General features: G+C 62.3%; 10 protein-coding genes. 5 read left to right on the top strand and 5 right to left on the bottom strand.

The features are described from left to right. Window positions 1-111: 111 nt before the first annotated feature. The 4 genes from glnE (at window position 112) to map (ending at window position 10,228) form a co-directional block, all read left to right on the top strand. Window positions 112-2,859, top strand: a complete 2,748-nt coding sequence (gene glnE / locus AC56LV_RS20670; RefSeq protein ID WP_499560328.1) for a bifunctional [glutamate--ammonia ligase]-adenylyl-L-tyrosine phosphorylase/[glutamate--ammonia-ligase] adenylyltransferase — start codon at window positions 112-114, stop codon at window positions 2,857-2,859. Window positions 2,860-3,165: 306 nt separating this feature from the next. Beyond that, window positions 3,166-6,039, top strand: coding sequence for a TonB-dependent receptor domain-containing protein (locus AC56LV_RS20665; RefSeq protein ID WP_499560326.1), 2,874 nt, complete (start codon window positions 3,166-3,168; stop codon window positions 6,037-6,039). 410 nt (window positions 6,040-6,449) lie between these two features. After that, a complete protein-coding gene (locus AC56LV_RS20660; protein ID WP_499560324.1) occupies window positions 6,450-9,305 on the top strand; it encodes a TonB-dependent receptor domain-containing protein in 2,856 nt (951 codons plus the stop codon). Between the two features lie 155 nt (window positions 9,306-9,460). Further along, a complete protein-coding gene (gene map, locus AC56LV_RS20655; protein ID WP_499560322.1) occupies window positions 9,461-10,228 on the top strand; it encodes a type I methionyl aminopeptidase in 768 nt (255 codons plus the stop codon). A gap of 86 nt (window positions 10,229-10,314) precedes the next feature. Here map and AC56LV_RS20650 read toward each other — a convergent pair whose 3' ends face one another. The 3 genes from AC56LV_RS20650 to tkt all read right to left on the bottom strand — a co-directional run bounded on the left by AC56LV_RS20650 (window position 10,315) and on the right by tkt (window position 16,686). Continuing rightward, a complete protein-coding gene (locus AC56LV_RS20650; protein ID WP_499560320.1) occupies window positions 10,315-13,077 on the bottom strand; it encodes a TonB-dependent receptor in 2,763 nt (920 codons plus the stop codon). A 508-nt stretch (window positions 13,078-13,585) separates the two neighbouring features. Beyond that, window positions 13,586-14,596 carry a type I glyceraldehyde-3-phosphate dehydrogenase gene (gene gap, locus AC56LV_RS20645; protein ID WP_258836371.1) on the bottom strand — a complete coding sequence of 337 codons (1,011 nt, stop codon included), beginning with the start codon at window positions 14,594-14,596 and terminating at the stop codon, window positions 13,586-13,588. A gap of 92 nt (window positions 14,597-14,688) precedes the next feature. Then, the gene (gene tkt / locus AC56LV_RS20640) at window positions 14,689-16,686 is read right to left on the bottom strand and encodes a transketolase (protein WP_499560318.1); all 1,998 of its coding nucleotides are present in this window, start codon (window positions 16,684-16,686) and stop codon (window positions 14,689-14,691) included. Between the two features lie 123 nt (window positions 16,687-16,809). Here tkt and AC56LV_RS20635 point away from each other — a divergent pair, with 123 nt between their 5' ends. After that, window positions 16,810-17,535 (top strand): 16S rRNA (uracil(1498)-N(3))-methyltransferase, encoded by a 726-nt coding sequence (locus AC56LV_RS20635; RefSeq protein WP_499560316.1) that lies wholly within the window; start codon window positions 16,810-16,812, stop codon window positions 17,533-17,535. Window positions 17,536-17,606: 71 nt separating this feature from the next. Here the strand turns inward: AC56LV_RS20635 and AC56LV_RS20630 are convergent, their stop codons facing one another. Next, window positions 17,607-20,504, bottom strand: a complete 2,898-nt coding sequence (locus AC56LV_RS20630; protein ID WP_499560314.1) for a TonB-dependent receptor — start codon at window positions 20,502-20,504, stop codon at window positions 17,607-17,609. Window positions 20,505-21,192: 688 nt separating this feature from the next. Continuing rightward, entirely contained in the window at window positions 21,193-24,138 is a 2,946-nt protein-coding gene (locus AC56LV_RS20625; protein WP_499560312.1) for a TonB-dependent receptor, read from the bottom strand. Between the last annotated feature and the right edge of the window lie 188 nt (window positions 24,139-24,326).

Genomic DNA, 24,326 nt, shown 5'->3' with positions numbered 1-24,326 from the left:
CCGGGCAGCAGCGACGGCCTGTTAGCGGGCCATTTTAACGCATCGACTGCCTGCCGGCCCCGACTAATGGCCTATTGAAACGGCCATCCATCGCGTTTCCCAGGATCAACGATGACCGAAGTTTCCCCTGCACCACAGTCTGTCCCAGCCACCGTTCCTGTCACCGCGTCGCGCTTCGTCGCGCGCTGGCTGGGCGCCGCGCCCGAGCGCGCTGAACAGCTCGCCAGCCTGTCCGCCGTATCGCTGGCCGACGCCGATTTCCGCGCGCTGCTGGAGGGTGAACTGGGCAAAGGCTTGCCGCTCGAGCGCGCCATGCGCCGGGTGCGCAACCTGTTGATCTCGACCATCGTTGCACGCGATCTCGGCGGCCAGGCCGACCTCGATGAAGTCGTCACCGCGATGACAGCCTTTGCCGACTTCGCGATCCAGACCCATGTCACCAGCCTGATGGCCGAGCTGGTCGCGGCGCACGGGATGCCGGTGGGCGAGGATTCGGGCCGCCCGCAGTACCTGATCGTGCTGGCCATGGGCAAGCAGGGTGGCGGCGAACTCAATGTATCGTCGGACATCGACCTGATCTTCGTGTACCCGGAAGACGGCGACACGGCCGCTGCACCCGGCCAGCGCCAGCTGTCGAACCACGAATTCTTCATCCGTCTCGGGCGCCGCCTGAGCGCGGCCTTGTCCGAAGTGATCGAGGACGGTTTCGTGTTCCGGGTCGACATGGCGCTGCGCCCCAACGGCAAGTCGGGCCCGCTGGCGGCCAGCTTCGGCATGGTCGAGGAATACCTGATCGTCCAGGGCCGCGAATGGGAGCGCTATGCATGGGTCAAGGCGCGCGCCGTCACGGGCGAGCCGGACGACATCGCGGCGCTGGACGCCATCGTGCAGCCGTTCGTGTTCCGGCGCTACCTGGACTTCGGCGTCATCGACGCGATCCGCACGATGCACGCCCAGATCCGCGCCGAGGTGAAACGCCAGGAGCGCCTGCACCCGGAGCGCAGCCACAACGTCAAGCTGGGCCGGGGCGGTATCCGCGAGATCGAATTCCTGGCGCAAGTCTTCCAGCTGATCCGCGGCGGGCGCGATCCGGCGCTGCGCGAGCGCTCCACGCGCAAGACGCTACTGCTGCTGGCCGAGCGTGAGCTATTGACGGTTGACACCGTTGAGCGCCTGCTGGCGGCCTACACCTTCCTGCGCAACCTCGAACACCGGCTGCAATACCTCGAAGACGCCCAGACCCACACGCTGCCGGTGAGCGACGACGACCGCCTGACAGTGGCGCGCATGATGGGCTGCCCGGACGAAGCCACGCTGCTCGCACGGCTGGAAGAACAGCGCACCTACGTCGCGCAGCAGTTCGACGCCATCTTCGCCGACAAGGAAGCGCCTGAACCAGACCCGGACACCCCGGCGCTGGTCGACGACCTGGACAACCTCGATACGCTGGCCGCACGCCTGGCGGGGCTGGGCTTCAACGACACGCGCGCCGCCGCCGGCCGCCTGACCAACACGCTGCAGGGCGCGCGCCTGGCCAGCCTGCCCGACTTCAGCCGCGTGCGCCTGCTGGCGCTGGTCGAGGCCGCCCTGCCCCTGATTGCCACGGTCGTAGCGGACGCGGGGATGGGCAGCCACGCCGCCACGCTGGGGCGCCTGCTCGACCTGTTCGAGGCGATCGCGCGCCGCTCGGCCTATCTGGCGCTGCTGACCGAATACCCGCACACGCTCGAGCGCGTGATCCGCATGATCAATGCCAGCGGCTGGGCCGCCACCTTCCTGACCCAGCACCCGATCCTGCTCGACGAGTTGCTGGACGACCGCAACGCCGGCGCCGAAGCACTGCCGCAACTGGCGGCCACCCTCGACATGCAGCTGACCGACGCTGCCGGCGACACCGAGCGCCAGCTCGACATCCTGCGCGAGACGCACCACGCGCAACTGTTTCGCCTGCTGGCGCTGGACCTGGCCGGCGAACTGTCGGTCGAGCACCTGGCCGACCACCTGTCGGCGCTGGCCGACACGATCGTCGGCGCGGTGGTCACGCACGCCTGGCGCGCGGTCAATGGCCGCCACCGCGAGGTACCGCGCTTTGCCGTCATCGCCTACGGCAAGCTGGGCGGCAAGGAGCTGGGGTATGTGTCCGACCTCGATGTGATCTTCCTGTACGAGGACGACGACGGCGACGCGCCGCCCCTGTACGCGCGGCTGGCCCAGCGCTTCATCACCTGGATGACGGCGCCGACGCCGGCCGGCATCCTGTTCGACATCGACATTGCCCTGCGCCCGGACGGCGCCAGCGGCATGCTGGTGTCGTCCATTGCCGCCTTCGAGCGCTACCAGAGCGAAGCGGCGTGGATCTGGGAACACCAGGCGCTGACGCGGGCGCGCTTTTGCGCCGGTGACGCCGCCATCGGCGCGCGCTTCGAGGCAATCCGCGAACAGGTGCTGCGCAAGGACCGCGCCGGCCAGGCAGACGTGTTGAAAAACGAGGTGGTGCAGATGCGCGCGCGCATGCATGACGCGAACCTGAACCGCAGCGCCCAGTTCGACCTCAAGCACGATGCGGGCGGCATGATCGACATCGAGTTCATCGTGCAATACCTGGTGCTGCGCCATGCGCACACCTACCCGCAGCTGACCGCCAACGCCGGCAACATCGCCCTGCTGCACCTGTGCGGCGAACTGGGCCTGATCGACGCGGCCCTGGCCAGCCAGGTCGCGGCTGCGTATCGCGCGATGCGCAAGCTGCAGCACAGCGTGCGGCTGCAGGGCCACGACAAGACCCGGGTCGAGCCGGCCCAGGCGGGCGCCCATCCCGACAGCGTGCTGCGCCTGTGGCACGCCTGTTTTACCGGTTGATTCCATGCGCACCACCCTGGTGCGCATGGTTTTTCCCCGCACCACCTCCATCCAGAAGCAGTAATTATTGCACCCCAAAAGTACATGCGAGCTGCTGACTTTTTAGTCATTTAATTTCTTTTTATTAACTGTTGTATTTGCAACAGAAATGCCCTCCTGACATATTGACACCCGTTAATACCGAATGGTTTGATACCTGCGGAGTATGCATGTCCAACAAAAAGTATTGCCGTTTGTTGAACACGCCTCAGTTCGCCGATCAATCATAAGACTGCCCCACACCATGGGGCTCAGGATGGAGAGCACATGCAACAACGTACCAAGATCGCACTCGCCGTGACGCTGGCGCTGACGTCGATGACCGCCATCGCACAAGAGACCTTGCAACGCGTCGAAGTGACCGGTTCCCGCATTCGCCAGGTTGATCTGGAAACGGCGCAGCCGGTTCAGGTGATGAGCCAGGAGCAGATCCAGAAGAGTGGCCTGGTCACCGTCGGCGACATCATCAACAGCATGTCCTCGGCCGGTGTGCCAGCCTTCTCGCGGGGTTCGTCGCTGGGCGCGAGCCGCGAACAGGGTGGCCAGTTCCTCGACATGCGCAACCTGGGCGCGCAGCGCCTGCTGGTGCTGGTCGATGGCAAGCGCTGGACCCAGTCGGTCAGCGGCTATACCGACATGTCGACCATTCCGTCGGCACTGATCGAGCGCGTTGAAATCCTGAAGGACGGCGCCTCGTCGATCTACGGTTCGGATGCGATCTCGGGCGTGGTCAACATCATCCTGAAGAAAACCATGCAGGGCGGCCAGGTCAGCGTCTACCACGGCCAGAACGAAGAAAACGACGGCAAGACCAAGGATTACTCGGTCACCTACGGCGCCGGCGACGACAAGGCGTCGCTGCTGTTCGGCCTGACCCACACCGACCAGGGCGGCGTCTGGGCGCGCACGCGCGACATCACCGCCACCACGAACGGCCCGACGCGGCCGAATTCGGCGCTGGGCAGCGGCCCGTGGGGTCGCATTCGCCAGGTCAGCCCGACCGGCGCCGTCACCGGCTTTGACCGCGTGCTGAACCACACCGGCGGCCCGCTGGGCGATGGCGTGGGCCAGGATTCGCGCAATCCCGCCAACTACCACACCTTTGCCAATGCGCCGGCCGACCTGTTCAACTCGACCAGCCAGATGCACTTTTTGACGCCAAGCAAGCTGACGTCGCTCTTCGTCAAGGGCGAAGTCGAATTGCCGGCCAATATGCGCTTCAAGACCACCGCGATGTACGCCGACCGCAAATCGTCGCGTCAGGTTGCCGGCTACCCGCTGAGCTCGACCTCGCAGGCCAGATACCCGGTGTATGTCGACAAGGACAGCTACTACAACCCGTACGGCAACGCCGTGGCCGGCGCCGGCAATGGCCAGGACCTGTTCTTCTACCGCCGCACGATTGAAGTGCCACGCGTGACCGACAACAGCAACCGCAGCCTGCACATCGACGCCTCGCTCGAAGGCGAGTTCTCGCTGCGCACGCTGCCGTGGAACTGGAGCGTCGGCTACAACCACAGCAAGGTCGATGGCCAGGTGACCGGCTATGGCGACCTGAACCTCATCAACCTCAAGCGCGCCCTCGGTCCGTCGTTCCGCAATGCGGCAGGCGTCATCCAGTGCGGCACCGCCGCCGCGCCGATCGGCCTGGGTGAATGCACGCCGTGGAACATCCTGGGCGGCCCATCGGCCTCGACCCCGGAAGCGCTCGATTACGTGATGTCGACTGCCCAGGCGACCTACAGCTCGGTCGTCAACAGCGCCACCGCTGACCTCAGCGGTGAACTGTTCACGCTGCCAGCCGGCGCGGTCGGCATTGCCGGCGGCATCGAGCACCGCGAAGTGCGCGGCGACGACGTGCCGGGCCAGTTCGAACGCTCGGGCTACTCGTCGAGCCTGGCCGGCAATCCGACCTACGGCCGCTACACGGTGCGCGAAGCGTACCTGGAAGCGAACATCCCGCTGCTCAAGGACGTGCCGTTTGCCGAACTGCTCAGCCTGAATCTGGCCTCGCGCTACTCGGACTACTCGAACTTCGGCTCGACCACCAACAGCAAGGCCAGCTTCATGTGGAAACCGGTGCGTGACCTGCTCACGCGCGGCACCTACGCCGAAGGCTTCCGCGCCCCGACCCTGGGCGACACCTTCGGCGGCGGCTCGCAGACCTTCGCCAGCTACCTCGACGCCTGCGACAGCGTCGTCGGCGAAGCGGCGGTCAACCCGACCGTGGCCCAGCGCTGCGCGGCGCGCGGCGTGCCTGCCGGCTTCCGCCAGAAAAACCAGACGGGGGCAAACGTGCCGGCAACCGGCGGCCAGACCCCGTTCCCGTTCACGACCGGCGCCGGCAACAGCTTCCTGCTGCCCGAGACCGCCAAGACCCGCACGCTGGGCCTGGTCCTGAGTCCGTCGAGCGTGCCGGGCCTGTCGGTCTCGGTCGACTGGTTCAACATCAAGATCGACAACCTGATCACCGGCGTGTCGGCCACCGACACGATCGAGGAATGCTTCCTGTACAACGTGGAAAACTTCTGCTCGCTGATCACGCGTGACGCCAGCGGCCAGGTCGTCGATCTGCAGATCGGCAACACCAACCGTGGCAAGGTCGAGACCGAAGGCGTCGACGTGGCGATCAACTACCGCCTGCCGCGCACGGCCTGGGGCCAGTTCGGCATCCGCAGCGAAACGACCTACACGGACACGTACAAGCAGCAGTCGACCCCGGATTCGGAATGGGTCGAATACGCTGGCGAATACGACACGTTCCGCGTCAAGTCGAACACCTCGCTGGACTGGAACATGGGCAACTGGAGCGCGACCTTCACGGCCCGCTTCTACAGCAGCCAGAAGAACCGTTGCTTCTCGCTGACCTTGCCGGGCGAATGCTCGGACCCGACCGCCAAGACCAGCTGGGGCACGGGCTACACCCGCGCCAAGGAGATGTGGTACGGCGACCTGTCGATCGGTTACGCGCTGCCATGGAATGCCAAGCTGCTGCTCGGCGCGAACAACATCTTCGACAAGAAACCGGTCATCAACTACAGCGCAGGCTCGGCCACCGGCGGCAACTCGTCGTCGTCGTCCGTCAGCCCGGAACTGCCGATCGATCGATTTGTCTACGTTCGCTACAATCAGGCGTTTTAAATGAATCGTCGGTAAACCGCAATTTAATTGCGTAAAAAGCCCGCCAGGCGCAAGCCTGGCGGGCTTTTTGCCGTCCAGCCAAACTTAGATCAGCAAGTAACCCCCTAGTCAATTACATGTGATATCGAAAATGAGTAAATACACATTTCTGCAACAAAACGGTCACATTCTCACCGTTCTGGTGCGTATGCATTGACAGTGAAGTCCCCCGAATGGTTTTATTGCTGACTTGAAAAGCCGTTTGACCAATTAGTTGGCGTTTTTCAGCGAGTCGCACCGCGACATTTTTTCGGTGGCAGGCCCTTACCCAGGTCCAGCCGCGCATACACCCCTAGGAGTTCTGCAACATGATGGAAACACTCTTGTCCCGTTCGGTCCGCGCTATCTGCCTCGGCGGTATGACCCTTGGCATGACCGCTGCGATCGCGCAGGAAGTCGCTGCGCCACAGCGCGTTGAAGTGACCGGTTCGCGTATTCGCCAGGTTGACCTGGAAACGGCGCAGCCGATCCAGATCCTGAACCAGGAACAGATTCAGAAAACTGGTCTGGTGACCGTCGGCGAAGTGCTCAACAACCTGTCGTCGGCCGGCGCACCGGACTTTTCGCGTTCGGGCTCGCTGACGTCGAACACCGAAGCGGGTGGCCAGTATGTCAGTCTGCGTAACCTGGGCGCAAACCGCCTGCTGGTGCTGGTTGATGGCAAGCGCTGGACCCAGACCGTTGCAGGTTACACCGACTTGTCGACGATCCCGTCGGCGATGATCGAACGCATGGAAATCCTGAAGGATGGCGCCTCGTCGATCTACGGCTCGGACGCAATCGCAGGCGTGGTCAACATCATCCTGAAAAAGAACATGCAGGGCGGCCAGCTGTCCCTGTACACCGGCCAGAACGAAAAGAACGACGGCCGCAACAAGGACTTCTCGCTGAGCTACGGCGCTGGCGATGACAAGGCATCGCTGATGCTGGGTCTGTCGCACACCGAAACCGGTCGCGTGGGCACGCAAGAGCGCAACATCACCAGGACGCAATATGGTCCTGACCATCCATTCGACGGCCTCGGCGCCGGCCCATGGGGCCGTATCGCACCGGTGAATCCGGCAACCGGCGGCGGTCTGACCGGCGCGGGCGGTTTCAACCGCTACCTGAACCACACCGGCTCGTTCGACGGCCGCGGCCAGGGCGCGGATTCGCGCAACATCGCCAACTACCACACCAACTCGTCGGCGATCCAGGAAGACAAGTACAACAGCAGCCAGGACATGGACCTGCTGTCGCCTAGCGAACTCGACACTCTGTTCGTCAAGGGCGAAATCGCGCTGCCAAAAGACATGCGCCTGAAAACGACCGCAATGTACTCGCAGCGCCAGTCGGTGCGCCAGATCGCCGGTTACCCACTGCAGTCGACCTCGCAAGCCAACTTCCCGGTCTATGTCGACAAGGACAGCTACTACAACCCACTGGGCAGCAGCGTCGTCGGCGCCGGCCTCGGCCAGGACCTGTTCTTCCAGCGTCGTACGATCGAGCTGCCACGCGTCACCGACAACGAAAACCGCACCCTGCACATCGATGCCACCCTCGAGGGTGAGTTCATGGTCAAGGACCTGGCGTGGAACTGGAGCGTTGGCTACAACCACAACAAGGTTTCGGGTACCGCGACCGACACCGGCAACATCAATCTGCTGAACCTGAAGCAAGCTCTGGGCCCATCGTTCATGAATTCGTCGGGCGTCGTCCAGTGCGGCACCGCAGCGAACCCGATCGGCCTGGCATCGTGCACCCCATGGGATATCCTGGGTGGCCCATCGGCATCGAACGCAGCAGCGCTTGACTACGTCAACACGACCGGCACCAAGACCTACGGCTCGACCATCAACAGCGCTACCGCTGACCTGGCCGGCGAACTGTTCCAGCTGCCAGCCGGCGCACTGGGCCTGGCAGTCGGTATCGAACACCGCGAAGTCAAGGGTTCGGACGTTCCTGACCAGTTCTCGCAGTCGGGTTACTCGACCAACCTGTCGGGTCAGGCAACCTACGGCCGCTATACCGTGCGTGAAGCGTACGCCGAGTTGAACATTCCAGTCCTGAAAGCACAGCCGTTCGCAGAACTGCTGAGCTTCAACCTGGCAACCCGTCACTCGGACTACAGCAACTTCGGCGTGACCAACAACAGCAAGGCCAGCTTCATGTACAAGCCGGTCAAGGACGTGCTGGTCCGTGGTACCTGGGCTGAAGGCTTCCGCGCCCCAACCCTGGACGATATCTCGGGCGGTGGTTCGCAGTCGTTCGACACCTTCACCGACGCTTGCGACACCCGTTTCGGCGAAGCATCGCGTAACCCAGCAGTGCTGGCACGCTGCACCAGCGGCTTCGGCGGCGTGACTGGCACCCCGGTCAACTACCGTCAACTGATGCAAGCCGGTGGCGCGATCACCAGCGCCGGCGGCACCCAGTCGCTCGTCGCCTTCAACAGCGGCACCGGCAACCAGTTCCTGAGCCCTGAAACCGCGGTCACCAAGACCCTGGGCTTCGTGTACAGCCCATCGTTCGTGCCTGGCCTGTCGGTCGGTCTGGACTGGTACAACATCACCATCGACAACCGCATCACCGCCATCGGCGCTGATTACGTCATCGACGAGTGCTACATCGGTGGCAACGCAAACTACTGCAACTCGCTGCGTCGCGATCCAGTCACCGGTAACCTGACGGCCCTGTCGCGCGGCAACGCCAACCTGGGTCAGATGGAAACCGAAGGCGTCGATCTGGCAGTGTCGTATCGTCTGCCACGCACCGCCTACGGCCAGTTTGGCTTCCGTAACGAAACGTCGTACACCGACTCGTTCCGTACCAACGACGGTCCAGGCACCCGCTGGAAAGAGTATGTCGGCGAGTACTACTACAACCGCGTGAAGTCGAACACCTCGATCGACTGGGCACTGGGTAACTGGAACGCCACCTGGGGCTTCCGTTACTACAGCCCAACCAAAGACACCTGCTGGGATGTCGAAGAGCTGATCGAGTGCAACATGCCTAACTTCGTGCTGGCTGACGGCAACACCGGCGCCAACAAGCTGGGTTCGGTCACCATCCATGACGTGAGCGTCGGCTACAAGACCTCGTGGGACGGCCGCTTCCTGTTCGGTATCAACAACGTCTTCGACAAGTCGCCACGCATGGTGTACAGCACCCTGGCATCGGCCTCGAAGATCGACGCCGACCAGTCGCTGGACCGCTTCTTCTACGTCCGCTACACCCAGAACTTCTAATGGATCGGGGTCGCAAGACCCTGTCCTGAAAAGTTCAGTAAATGCCCGCCCGGCTCTGCTTGGCGGGCATTTTTACATCCCGGCCCTGCCCGCCCTGCGCCAACGCGGTATCATGGCGGTTTGCCTGCGGCGCTGCCGCGTGACTCCCTCCCCGTATGACCATCAAACTCAAGAACGACAAAGACATCGCCAAGATGCGTGTAGCCGGCCGCATGGCCGCCGAAGTGCTGGACATGATCAAGGAATTCGTCGTCCCCGGCGTCTCTACCGAAGAACTCGACCGCCGCTGCCACGACTACATCCGCAAGGTGCAAAAGGCCACGCCGGCCAATATCGGTTACCACGGCTTCCCGAAAACCCTGTGCACGTCGATCAACGGCGTGGTCTGCCACGGCATCCCGAGCGAAAAGGACATCCTCAAGGACGGCGACATCGTCAATATCGACGTGACCGTGATCAAGGATGGCTGGCATGGCGACACGAGCCGCATGTACTTTGCCGGCACGCCATCGCCCGAAGCGAAGAAGCTGGTCGAGGTCACCTATGACGCCATGATGGCGGGCATCCGCGCCGTCGGCCCGGGCGCGCGCCTGGGTGATGTCGGCCACGCGATCCAGACGCTGGCCGAAGGCGCCGGCTTCTCGGTCGTGCGCGACTACTGCGGCCACGGCATTGGCCGCGTCTACCACGAAGAACCGCAGGTGCTGCACTACGGCCGCAAGAACACGGGCCTGCTGCTCAAGGAAGGCATGACCTTCACGGTCGAGCCGATGATCAATATGGGCGAAGACGACGTAATCCAGTTGGAGGACGGCTGGACCGTGATGACGCGCGACGGCTCGCTGTCGGCGCAGTGGGAACACATGCTGGTGGTGACGAAGAACGGCGCCGAGATCCTGACCCCGTGGCCGGACCAGCGCTGATCAGACCACAGCAAGCAACGCGAAGACAAAAAAAGGGCCGGATCCCGTCAGGAATCCGGCCCTTGTTCGTTCAACTCAAGCCCTGATCAGAACTTGTAGTTGCCCGTCACGTACAGCTGACGGCCAAGCGGATCGGCGTAGCGCGGATCGAACCCGACCTGGTGACCCGACGAGGCGCGCAGCGACAGCGGCGGCTTGCGGTCGGCGATATTCTTCATGCCGGCGCGCAGGATGAAGTTCTCGGTGAAGGTGTAGCGGCCTTGCCAGTCAATGGTCAGGAACGATGGCACATCCAGGCGGAAGCCGGTTTCGTTGCGGCCGGTGTCCAGGTTGCGCACCGTGGCGGCTGCATCGACATAGCCATTGCGGTAATTGACGATCAGCGAGTTCGACAGCTTGCCCGTATCAAGCGAGCTCGACAGGCGGACAATGTGGCGGAACGTGACGGCATTGTTGGTGCCGAAGTAGTTCATGCTGTTGGTCCAGTCGTTCGCCGTACCTGCACGCGTGTAGTCCGACTTCATCATGTACGTGCCGTTCAGCGTCGTCGTCCAGGTGCCGAAACCGAAGCGCTGGCGGCCGGTCAGATCCCAGTCGATACCACGATTGTGGGTCTTGCCGATGTTCACCGACGACTGCAGGAACGCCCAGTAGGTGTTGCCGGTTGCAGGTTCCGTGTAGGTCTGGAACAGCGCGCGGAAGGTAGCCGGGTCAGCCCATGCCTGCTGTTCGCTGACGGCGCTCACGGCATCCTTGATCTTCACGTCCCACAGGTCCAGGCCTGCCGAGAAGCGTGGCGACGGCTCGAAGCGCATGCCGACGGTGAACTGCTTCGAGGTTTCAGGACGCAGGTCTTCGTTACCGGTCGAGAGCACGTTGTACTGCGTGGAACCTGGACGGCACAGCGTCGGATCGGGGATCGGGCAGGCCCACGAGGACGCGGTGAAGCCGGCGTTGACCGTTGGCTGCGCCAGGCTGAGCATGTCAGGCGCCTTGAAGCCCGTGCCGTACGAACCGCGGAACAGCAGTTCCGGCATCGGCTGGTAACGGGCGGAGACCTTGTACGTGGTCTTCGACTGGTCGCTGCCGACCTTGCGGCCGCGCACGCCATCATCGATGGCAGAGATGCTGTCGTAGCGCAGCGCCGCCGTGACCTCGATCTGCCTGGTCAACGGGGCCAGCATTTCGGCAAAGGCGCCGACGTTGTCGCGCTTCATGTCATACCGGGCCGGCGCGTTGAAGTTGTAGATCACGCCGTTGACCGCATCGGCCGATGGATCCTGCTGGTAGTGGTATTCGCGGTAGTCCGCGCCGAGGGCCAATTGGGCTGCGCCGCCGCCGAGGGCGAACAGCTCGCGCGAACCGCGCACGTCGGCCGCCTTCAGGGTGGTCGAGGCTTCACGGATCGAACCGTTGAAGATCGAGGCGTCGATCAGTTTCTGGGTCGCTTCGCTTTGCGCGCCGATCGGTGCAAACGGATCGAACAGGCGGTTGGTCAGCATGTTGCGGAACTCGGCGTTCTTCATGTAGCCGCCGACATAGCGCTCGTCGATCGAGTTTTCCGACCAGGTCAGCGCGCTGTTGATGTTCCAGCCGGCGAACTCGCCTTCAACGCCCGCCACCGCGTGCTTCGACTCGGTAATCGTCTGGCTGTCGCGGGTGCCCCAGTCATAGGCGCGGTAGTTGCCCGAGACGGTGTTGACGCGGCCAAGCTGGGTCGCGTTCAGGTACGGCGCCACATACTGGTTGAACTGCGGCGAGCCGGCGACGATCGTGAACGGCGCGGTGTTTGGCGCGATGCGCGCGGTCAGGTCGAAGCGCGAGTAAGCGATGTCGGTGAACGCTTCCCATTTGTCGCCCAGCTTCTTGGTCCCTTTCAGGAACAGGCTGTCACGCTTGTTTTCCGGAACCATTTCGACGGTCTGGATGTAGTCGAACGTGCAGTTGCGTGCCGTGGTGCCGTTGTTGTTGATGCTCGCCACGGTCAGCGTCGGGCAATTGCCGTTGGCCAGCAGGTATGGCGAGAAGCCGACCGATGGCAGCGCGGCGACGCCGGCCGGGTTGCGGAATGCGACGGTGACATTGGCCGGCACCGACGCGGTACTGGTGTTGTCGTAGACGTAGTTGGTGCCATTGCGCGAGAACTTGCGGAAGGCCGTGTTGGCGAAGTCGCGTTCGGTCGAGCGGATCTGGTCCTGCTCGTCGCGGCGGTAGCTGGCCAGCACGTTCCAGCCGTCGGTGTCCAGGTCGCCCATGCCGTAGGTTGCGGCGATATAGCGCGAACCGCCTGCCTGGCCGGCCGTCGGCTGGCTGTAGTTCGCTTCGATGTCGCCGCCCTGCTGGTTCTTCTTCAGGACAAAGTTGATCACGCCGGCGATGGCGTCCGAACCATACAGGGCCGAGGCGCCGTCGGTCAGGATTTCAACGCGCTCGACAGCGCTCATCGGGATGGCTTGCAGGTTGACCGTGCTGCCCGAACCTTGTGGCGCCAGGCGGCGGCCATTGAGCAGCACCAGCGTGTACGATTCGCCGATGTCGTGGATCGAGGCCGAAACACGACCGCCCGAGTTGGTGCCGGCGGCAATGGCGCCAATGGTAAAGCCCTGCATCGCAGGCAGGGTCTGGAGCAACTCGGCAACGCTGTTGGCGCCGGTCTTGGCGATCGCTTCCTGGGTCAGTGTCTGGATCGGCAGTGCGCCCTCGACGTTGATGCGCTTGATCGCCGAGCCGGTGACTTCGACGCGCTGGATTGGCGCCTCTTGCGCCATGGTGTGGGACACGGCCAATGTGGATACCAGGCCAAGGGCGAGGCGCACTGCACGCACGCTCATCTTTTCGTTGAACTTCATTGGATCATCCTTAGTTGCATTCATAAGCGCGCCAAATTGGAGCATGCCTGTTGCCGCTCTCTGTCCAGCGTCGATTCATTATGGCAACGACGTTTCGGCTTACCAAGGAGAAATCCTTCCTGCAGGCATCCCAGGTTCCTGTGGATGTTACGTTGCAGTGTATGTACTCCTCGTAAATTCTCGGAAATACATGCAAAGTGGAGCGATCGATGTTTCGAAACTCTCGGCACATCTACCGGAATCGTCATCAAATAGTCACAAATTCGTTGTTAAATAACAACCAGGGATCGGTTGCGGTCGCAATTTGTCCGGCAAGTGAGTCGATTTTTCTGCAACTCGACCGCGCTTTGACGCGAACCCGACACGATCTGCCTCCCCGCCGAGGTGCATACCTGCCCCACACCGGTGCCGGAGGGTGGCCTGCAGATACTGGCGATACCACGACTGCGCACAAGAAAAAACCCCGGAGGCCAGGCGGCGTCCGGGGTTTGATGAAGCTGGAAAAACGTTACTTGGCGTTCATCAGCGCAACGGTGGTGTCGAGCATGCGGTTCGAGAAGCCCCACTCGTTGTCATACCACGACGTCACTTTGACCAGGCGGCCCGACACTTTGGTCAGGGTCGCGTCGAAGTTCGACGACGCCGGGTTGTGGTTGAAGTCAACCGACACCAGTGGCTCGGTCTGATAGGTCAGGATGCCGTTCAGCGCGCCGTCGGCGGCCGTCTTCATGATCTCGTTGATTTCATCGACAGTGGTATCGCGCTTGGCGATGAAGGTCAGGTCGACGATCGACACGTTGATGGTCGGCACGCGGATCGCGAAGCCGTCCAGCTTGCCGTTCAGCTCTGGCAGCACCAGGCCGACTGCAGCGGCAGCGCCGGTCTTGGTCGGGATCATCGACTGCGTGGCCGAGCGGGCGCGGCGCAGGTCTTCGTGCATCACGTCGGTCAGCACCTGGTCGTTGGTGTACGAGTGCACGGTGGTCATCAGGCCGGTTTCCAGGCCGATGGCGTCATGCAGCGGCTTGACCAGCGGGGCCAGGCAGTTGGTGGTGCACGACGCGTTCGAGATCACGGTGTCCGAGCTTTTCAGCACGTCCTGGTTCACGCCGAACACGATGGTTGCATCGACATCCTTGCCGCCCGGGGCCGAGATGATGACTTTCTTGGCGCCGCCCTTGATGTGGGCCGATGCCTTTTCTTTGGTGGTGAAGAAACCGGTGCACTCGAGCACGACGTCGACGCCCAGCTCGCCCCATGGGATTTCTGCAGGGTTACGCTGCGCGAACACGCGAATTGGATCGCCGTTCACGATCATGTTGTCGCCTTCGACCGTGACGGTGCCAGGGAACTTGCCGTGGGCCGTGTCGTAGCGGGTCAGGTGGGCGTTCGACTCGGCATTGCCGAGGTCATTGATCGCCACGATCTGGATGTCCTGTTTCTTGCCGCCTTCGTAGAAGGCGCGCAGGATATTGCGGCCGATACGGCCATAACCATTGATTGCAACTTTGATCGTCATGCTTGGCTCCTGATTAGAAAAAAAAACTTTTTTCGTAACGAACATAGTAAAACGGACCATCCCTTCGGGACAGTCCGTTTTCTGGCGAATGCTTACGCTGCGATAACTTGTTTGGCCTTGGCAACCACGTTTTCGACGGTGAAGCCGAAGTGCTTGAACAGCACGGGCGCCGGCGCCGATTCGCCGAAGGTGTCGATGCCGACCACGGCGCCTTCGAGGCCCACGTACTTGTACCAGAAGGCGGTGATGCCGGCTTCGATGGCCACGCGCGGCGTGCCGCGGGTCAGCACGCTGGCCTTATAGGCGGCGTCCTGGCGGTCGAACACGTCGGTCGACGGCATCGAGACGACGCGCGCGGCGATGCCTTCAGCAGCCAGTGCGTCGAAGGCCTTCACGGCCAGCTCGACTTCCGAGCCGGTGGCGATCAGGATGACTTTGGCATCCGGCGTGTCGCGCAGCACATAGCCGCCCTTGGCGACGTCGGCGACCTGCTGGGTGTCGCGGGCCATGAACGGCAGGTTCTGGCGCGAGAAGATCAGCGTCGTCGGGCCATCCTTGCGCTGGACTGCTGCGCCCCATGCCACGGCCGATTCGACCGTGTCGCATGGACGCCAGTTGTCCAGGCCCGGAATCAGGCGCAGCGACGAGACGTGCTCGACCGACTGGTGGGTTGGACCATCTTCGCCCAGACCGATCGAGTCGTGGGTAAACACCGAGATCGAACGGATCTTCATCAGCGAGGCCATGCGCAGCGCGTTGCGGCTGTAGTCCGAGAAGGTCAGGAACGTTGCGCCGAACGGGATGAAGCCGCCATGCAGCGCCACGCCGTTCTGGATCGCGGCCATGCCGAATTCGCGCACGCCGTAGTTGATGTGGTTGCCGGCGATGCCCGAGCGCACGGCGACCGATTCTTTCCAGTTGGTCAGGTTCGAACCGGTCAGGTCGGCCGAGCCGCCCAAAAATTCTGGGAGGCTCGCGGCCAGCGCCTGGATTGCATTTTGCGACGCCTTGCGGGTGGCGATGGTTTCCTGCTTCTCGATGCAGCTGGCAATCGCAGCGTCCAGTGCTTTGGTGAACTCACCCGACAGCTCGCCCTTCATGCGGCGCTCGAATTCGCTCGCCAGCTCGGGGTGCGCGCCGCGGTAGGCCGCGAACATCGTGTTCCACTCGCCTTCGGCCTGGGCGCCGCGCTCTTTCGCGTCCCATGCTTCGTACAGTTCGGCAGGAATGTCGAACGGGATCGGGTCCCAGACCAGGTGCTGGCGCACAGCGGCAATTTCCTTGTCGCCCAGTGGGGCGCCGTGGACCTTGTCGCCACCTTCCAGGTTCGGTGCGCCCTTGCCGATGATCGTCTTGCAGCAGATCAGCGTTGGACGGTCCGACGTCTTGGCTTGTTCGATGGCCGCGTCGATGTCTTTCACGCTGTGGCCGTCGACCTTCGGGATCACGTTCCAGCCATAGGCTTCAAAGCGCTTTTGCGTGTCGTCGGTGAACCAGCCTTCGACCTTGCCGTCGATGGAGATGCCGTTGTCGTCGTACAGCCAGATCAGCTTGTTGAGCTTGAGGGTGCCGGCCAGCGACGCCACTTCGTGCGAGATGCCTTCCATCAGGCAGCCGTCGCCCAGGAATGCGTAGGTGTAGTGATCCACCACGTCGTAGCCCGGACGGTTGAATTCGTAGCCCAGCAGCCATTCGGCCAGCGCCATGCCGACCGAGTTGGCGATACCCTGGCCCAGCGGGCCGGTGGTGGTTTCCACGCCCGGGGTGATGCCTACTTCAGGGTGACCCGGCGTCTTGGAGTGCATCTGGCGGAATGCGCGCAGGTCGTCCATCGTCAGGTCGTACCCTGCCAGGTGCAGCAGCGCGTAATGCAGCATCGAGCCATGGCCGTTCGACAGCAGGAAGCGGTCGCGGTTCATCCAGCCCGGATTGGCCGGATTATGACGGTAGTGCTTGTCCCACAGCGCAACGGCGATCTCGGCCATGCCCATTGGCATGCCCGGGTGGCCCGAGTTGGCTTGCTGAACAGCGTCCATCGCCAGCGCGCGGATCGCGTTGGCCATCAGGGTGGTGGTTTGTGTAGATTTCATGGAGATCGTGGATCAGGGATTGGAAAGCTGGTGGCGTGCGGCTGGCCGTAGCCCGTTATTTTACCAGACCACCGTAGCGAGGATTTAAAATGCAGGCCTGTCAATGTCACTTCCAGGACCGTCATGCCGCGTTTTTATTGCCCCCAGCCGCTTGTCAACGGTAGCACCATCGAGCTGCCGGAAGCAGTCGCGCATCACCTGCATGTTGTGCGCCTGCAGCCAGGGGCCACGCTGACGCTGTTCAATGGCGAAGGCGGTCAGTACCGCGCCACGCTGGCCGAGACCGGCAAGCGGCGCGCCACCGCCGTCATCGACGCGCACGAGGCGGTCGAGGCCGAAGCGCCCTACCCTGTCACGCTGGCCCAGGGCTTGCCGGAAGGCTCGAAAATGGACTGGATCATCGAAAAGGCCGTCGAACTGGGCGTGGCCGCGATCCAGCCGCTGGCAGCGGCGCGCAGCGTCGTGCGCCTGTCAGGCGAGCGGCTCGAAAAACGCCAGGCGCACTGGCACGGCGTGATCGTGGCCGGCTCCGAGCAATGCGGGCGCAACCGGCTGGCGCAGCTGCTGCCGATGATGGAGGTGCAACCGTGGCTCGTGGCTGGCGCGGGCACGACCCGCATCCTGCTCAGTCCGCGCGCGACCGAATCGCTGGCCGGCTGGGCGCGCGCGAATGCGCCGCAGGCGGTCACGCTCCTGATCGGCCCCGAAGGCGGGCTCACGCCGCACGAAGAAGACGCGGCCGTTGCCGCCGGCGCGCGGTCGCTGTCGATGGGGCCGCGCGTGCTGCGCACCGAGACGGCTGGTCTGGCCGCGCTCGCCGTGCTGGCGGGGGCATGGGACGCCATCTGAGTAGATAGAGCGCGCATGAAAAAACCCCGCCGGCATCGCTGCCGGCGGGGTTTTTTTATACAGCGACAGGCTTAGAACGTGTAGTTCGCGCCCAGGCTGAAGAAGCGGCCCACTGCGCCTGGCTGGTGCAGCGACGCGTTGTACGACGTTTGTGCACCGGCGTTGCCGTAGGTGGCGACGTCATATGGTGCTTCCTTGTCGAACAGGTTCAGGATCGCGCCGCGAATCGTCAGGTTATCCGTGACCTTGTACGACAGGTTCAGGTTGGTGACGGTGAACGACGACACGTTGCAGTAGCCAATCGGCTGGACCAGACCCTGGAAGTAGGCACGGCCACCAACGTCGGCTGCGGTCGATGCGCAATCGGTCGCGCCCAGTGCCGGGTCGAAGGTCGAGAAGCCGCTCGTGTAGTTCACGGTGGCGGTCACGTCAAGAGGACCACGGTTGTAGCCGAGGGTGAACTGCGCACGGTCTTTCGGATTACCCGTTGCGCCGCCAACCGACGATGGACCTTGCGTGCCGGCCAGCTGGTACGAATCGCTGCCCAGTTCGGTCACATAACCAAAGACGTGGGCTGCGCTCAGGTTCGCGCTGACAGTGCCCATGTCGTTGGCCAGGCGCCAGCGGTAACGGATGTCCGCTTCGATGCCGTGGGTTTCGGTGCTGCCGGCGTTGATGTAAGGCGACAGGCCATACAGGATCGGACCGGCGACCGGGATGCCAGGCACCGTGTTGTTGCCCACGCCGGTGGCGATGTCGATCGTGTTGGCAGGACCGCGGACCCAGGTTGGCGTGAAGCTTGGATCGTTACCTGCTTGCGTGACGACCAGGTTCTTGATCTGGATCTTGTAGTAGTCCAGGGTCATGTTCAGGCCGCGCATTGGCTCGACGATGATACCGGCCGTGAACGACTTCGACTTCTCTGGCTGCAGATCAGGATTGGTGGTCTGGACGTATGGCGGGCTGAACGAGCACGCCGACGGCACGTTGCCGGCCGTGGTCTGGCTGCCATTCGCGCACAGGATCGGATCGCGGATCGCATTGAACGTGAAGAACGAACCGGCATTGCCGACTTCGGCCGGGTTCGGCGCGCGGAAACCGCGTGCGAACGTGCCGCGCAGGCCGAACTGCTGGATTGGCGCCCACTTGAAGTTGGCCGATGGCGTGAACGAATTGCCGTAGGTGTCGTAGTGATCGTAACGGCCGGACAGGCCGATTTCCAGGTTCTTGATCGGCGTGGCCTGCAGCTCGGCAAACACCGCGCTGTTGGTTTCGTCACCAATGGTGAACGCTGCCGTGTTGGCGACTGCGCCGTTGAGCGTCAGGCTCGATGGTGGCGCATTCTGCTTGCGCTCATGCCAGTGCACGCCAGCGGCGAAGGCCAGTGGACCGGCGCCGAAATTCGACAGCAGCTCACGCGAACCGATCAGGTCGGCGTAGTTCAGCGTCGATTCGATTTCGTTGCTGAAACGCGGCGAGACGGCATCCACGACGCCCGGCGCATTGTTGCCCAGCACATTGAAGGTGCCATTGCGCAGCAGGTTGTACAGGTTGGTACGGTTGACGTAGCCGCTGTAGTTCAGGTCGCTCTTGACACGGGTGCCGCCGATCGCAGCATTCACGTCCCAGCCGTAGGCACTACCGACGAGGTCAGCTGCGAAGCGGGTCGCGGTGGTCTTGTTGTTGGTGGTCAGGGCGGCGCCGACATCCGGGATGTAGCCGTACAGGCGGGCCGGTGCGCCCAGTTGGTTGGTGATATTCGCGCCGACCGGTGCGCCAGCGGCAAAGGTCGTATTCGGAATGGCGCCCACGCGCGATGTCAGCACGCCATTGACCAGGGTCGTGGTGCCGTTGAAGCTGGTCGGGCTGAACGCTGCCGGGGCCGCATTGCGGTTGTTGGTGCTTTCGCGCTGGAACATCGAGCCGTTGAAGCGCACTTCCCAGTCTTCGCTCAGCTTTTTCGTCATGCCGATCATCAGGTTGACGTTTTCGGTCTCTGGCTGGATGTTCGACAGTTCGTCGCGCACCGAGCAGCCGCCGGCGCGGTATTTGGTGAAGTTGCAGTTCGTCGGGTCGAGGAACTGGTAGTTCGCAGGGTTGTTGACGTTGGTGACGCCCGCCGGGTTGTTCGGGTTCGCCGCGTTGTACAGGAACGGGCTGCTGGCCGGGGTCAGGAAGTTGTTGATGTTGGTCGGCACGCCCAGGGTCAGGTCGTTACCACCACGTGCACGCCAGTCGCGGTTGGCGTAGCCATACTGTTCGCGGTCGACGACCTTGATCGCATTCTGCTTGCGGTATTCAGCCGTGATGAAGGCGTTGTAGCCATCGTTGTCGAGGTCACCGATGCCGGTGCTGATCGAGGCGCGCTTGGTCTTGCCGCCGCCGTGCTGCGTGTCGCCGACTTCGGCCGACAGGCGGGTGCCGTTCAGGTTTTTCTTGAGCTTGATGTTGATGACGCCGGCGATGGCGTCCGAGCCGTACAGCGACGAAGCGCCGCTTTTCAGGATCTCGATGCTTTCAATGGCATCGAACGGGATCGACGAGACGTCGACGAACGAACGCTGGGAGTCATCCGACAGCGGATACGGGGCCATGCGGTGGCCGTCGATCAGCACCAGGGTCGCGCCCACGGTCAGGCCGCGCAGCGAGATGCCCGATGCGCCATTGGCGAACGCGCCGGCAAAGCCGGTGCCCAGGGTACCGGCGCCGTTGGCGGCCAGGTCGGTCAGGAGCTCGGCAACCGAGGTCTTGCCGCTCTTCTGGATGTCGGCTGCAGTCAGCACCTGCACCGGGGTCGGCGTTTCGGTGTTGGTGCGGCTGATCAGCGAACCCGTCACGACCACGCGCTGCGCGGCTGGTTCGGTGCTGCCCTGCTGGGCTTGGGCAAACGCCGGCGCTGCGCAGGTCAGGGCGCCGCTGGCAATTGCGCAGGCAATCGCGAAAGGCATCGACTTCAGTTTCAACATCATGTGTACTTCTCCTTGGGCTTTTCTTGTGAGTAATTACGTATCTTGTTTCGCTGTGTCGGCCGCCTGCGATCACATCGGTCCATTCGGCGTCGCACTTTCATGCATTAAGCATTACCGGCGCGCATCCGCAGCCTGGTTGAATGACGCGTGATCAACTCTTGAATATTAAATCTGCCTGTAGATACATTTGTGAAAATGTTTTTTATACAGACGTCTTATAAAGGACGAACAGCCTCAATTAACGCTTATTAATGAATTAAACGTTATTTGCGTAGACACATAAAAACATATTGAAACAATCAGTGTCAACCAAACCTCTTTCGTGCAGCGTGACAAATACAACACCGGTTTTTCGACCGCGATCTGCAGCACTGTCAATACTGCGGTGCAGCACTGCCGTGGTGCGAATTCATGCTGCCTGACCCAGCGCGTGAAAATAATACTAACCCCTTGTATTGACGAGAGTTTGACGACAATACAGAAAAAGTTGGCGTGCCCGATATCGGTGCACTCCAGAAAAACAAATGCTGCCGTTCTTGCACGTGCACCAAATGGATGCATCGGTGCCCCACCCACGATGAGGGTGGCGTGAAAACAACACTCGTCCGTTGCGATGTCCCGCCTCACCATTGCAAACGCAAAAAAAGTCGCCCGAAGGCGACTTTTGACGATGTTGACCGCAGTCCGGTCAGAATTCGTACTGCGCCATGAAGCGGAAACTGCGCGCGCTCTGGATCCCGAGTGGCTGCAGGTAAGTCAGGCTTGGCGTACCAAGTGCGGTTTCGCCGCCCTCTTCCACCGAAGTGACGCCGCGTTCGTTGAACACATTGAGCACATCGACCGAGAACGTGGAGCCTTTGAGCCATTTCGGCTGATAGGTTGCTTGCAGGCCCAGTTCCTTGGTCCACTCCAGACGGCCACGCGAACCGCGCGGACCGAACTTGCCGTCGCAATAGAACGACGCGGCCTGATACAGCACGGACACTTCATCCAGATTGCCGTTGTAATAACCGATGCAATTGAGCGGGCGTCCACTCTGCACGATCAGGTTGGCGCCAAGGCGCAATTCGGGATGCACCTGGTAGGCGCCAAACAGCTTGAGCGTGTGGCGGCGGTCATTCGGCAGGTAGCCGTTGGCGCCCTCCATCAGGCCGGGATAATCCCAGTCCTGGCTGATACCGGCGTCATCCTGGCCAATGTCCGACTTCACGTAGCCTTCGGTATTGCCCTTGCTCTTGGCCAGCACATAGGAACCCTGCAGGTTCCAGATACCGTCCCAGGCGCGTTCAAACGTGAACTCGAGGGCATTGAAGGTCCGCTTTGGCTGCTCGAAACCCAGTGCCGATGCGGGAATCTTCACCAGGGTAAAGCCGGCGCCGTCGTCGAAGTCAACGTTGGCAGTCAGGTCGCCGCCCGGGTTGTACAGGAAGCAGTGGTCGATGGTCTCGCCGAGAATCGCCGCCTTGTCTTCGCTGTAGCCATTGGCCAGCGCCCATTGCTGCGCGCCGGGTCCGTTACACATATCGTCCATCACCTTGCGCAGTTTGCGGTGCGTGTACTTCACGCCCACCGACCAGCGGTCGGCCAGTGCCTGCTGGGCGCCAATGATGTATTCGTCCTGATACATCGGTTCGATGTCCGGATCGACCACCGAGCGCGGATCACCCGCTTTGCCGTTGGAGGTGACCGAGCGCGTCCCGAGCTGCGCACCACGGCCTGGCAACTGGAAACGGTCCGCGCTGTTGGTACCGGTATAAGCGTAGAACTCACGGTAATCGGACTCGGCGCCCGACAGGCGCACGTTGGTATTGGACATCACCGGAATATAGTAACGGCCGGCATTGGCAAATACCTTGGTCTGCTGATTGCCCTGCACGTCCCATACCAGGCCCAGGCGCGGCGCGATCGTGTTGTCGACCTTGATGAAGGAGGCGTCGTCGGCATTGAGGTTCTCGAACGATTCGCTGCGCACGCCGATACTGGCGACGACGTTTTTGCTGACCTGCCAGTTATCTTCCAGATAATAGGCCGAGTTCTTGGTGGTAAATTTGCCGCCGTTCTCGAAGAAGCGGGTCTCGACGTATTCGAGTGGCGCGCCGGTGTTGTTCACATAGCCGTTCGACAGGCGGCTACCCACGCCCAGCCGGCGAATCCAGATCCGTTCGTCGCCCGAGGTGACGGTGCCGTCGACAACCTTGTACTCCTCGTTGTCGAGACCAAAGCGCAGGCTGTGGTCGCCCAGCTGCCATTCGGCGTCCAGACGAATCGCCTTGCGCTCGTCATTGGCATTCGGGTCGACAATGCTGACGGCTGTTGCGCAGCCCAGGATCGGTGCCGGCGTCACACGGTTATCGGTGATGTACGGGCAGGCGACACTCTGGATGTTGGACTTGCGGTTGTAGCGGCCAAGGCCGGCCAGCGCCGACACGGTCAGGTCGTCGGTGATCCAGGATGTGTACTTGGCGATGAAGTTCTCGCCGCCGGTCGTGTATTCATCATCGCCACGCAGATCGCCCCGGGTCTTGCTGTATGGGTTCGGCGAGCGGTATGTCTTGACCTTGTCCTTGAGCTTGTCGCTGAAGGCCGTAAATTCGAGGAGGTTCTTGTCAGTGATGTTCCAGTCAAACTTGACCAGGTAGGTCGGGGTGGTGGACTTGAGAGCGTCCTGGGTGCTCGAACCGTAGGTCTTGCGCTCGATATTGGCGCCCTGAAGCAGCCCGAAGAAGAACAGCTTGTCTTCGATCAGCGGACCACCGCCCCACACGTTGGCTTTCAGGTCGTCGGTGCCGCCAGGACGATTCTGCAGGTCCCAACGACCGCTGGTGGCGCTGCGCTCGGCATATACGGATGAGCCGGACAGTGACTCCGGCGACCAGATCACGTTGGCGCCGCCCTTCCATTCATTGGTGCCGCGCTTGGTGGTGACACTGAGCACGCCGCCCAATGAACGGCCATACTCGGCGCCATAGCCACCGGTTTTGACTTGTTGCTGAGCAATGGCTTCAAACGGGACCTGGTTGAACGCCACGCCGTTGAGCGAGTTGGTAACGTTGAAACCGTTGATGTAATAGACATTCTCTGCCGGCGATGCGCCGCCGAGCGACGGTACGTTGCCGCCGCGCAGCGAAGTCTGGCCGATCCGGCTGTCGCCGCGCACAGCGCCCGGCGCCAGCAGGGCGACTGCGGTGACATCGCGCGCTACCGGAATCCGGTCGATCGCCGCTTCGCTCAGTACCATGCTCGATTCCGGGGACTTGACATCGATGCGCATCGCGCGGCCAGTCACGGTCACGACATTGGCGACGTCGTCGAAGTTGGCCGACGTGCCTTCACCGGCATTGACCTGCACCTGGCGCTCTTGCGTGGTGCCGTCCGGCCGGGTAGCGCGAACCGTATAGGTTCCTGGCGGCAGCAGCGATATCGAAAAGTCACCCTTCTGGTTGGCCGTGACGGTACGCGTCAGGCCGAGCGAACGGTTTTCGATCGTCACCAACGTGCCGGCAGCAGCGCGGCCGGCGATATCGCCAGCGGAATTGGAAGCGGCGTGTGCATTCCCCGGAATGACCATTGAACCGACCGACATCGCAAAGGCGAGCGTCAGTGCACGGGCCAGAACTGTCTTATTCAACATCATGTGATTAATCCCATTTGGATAATGGCGCATGGATACGCCACTGTGGTTTTTATACGGATCACGGTTATCAACCACCCGTTGCGCATATTCCCCTCAGAACAGCGAACAGGTTTTTGCAAGTACGTATATGTATCTCGCTCATCTATAAAAACATGGCTGACAAATTGATGTCAATACGGGAATGATAT

The sequence above is a fragment of the Telluria sp. RB2R28 genome, assembly GCF_059685835.1.
The sequence above is the reverse complement of the archived record's forward strand: the minus strand, read 5'-3'. Positions and strand labels throughout refer to the sequence as shown.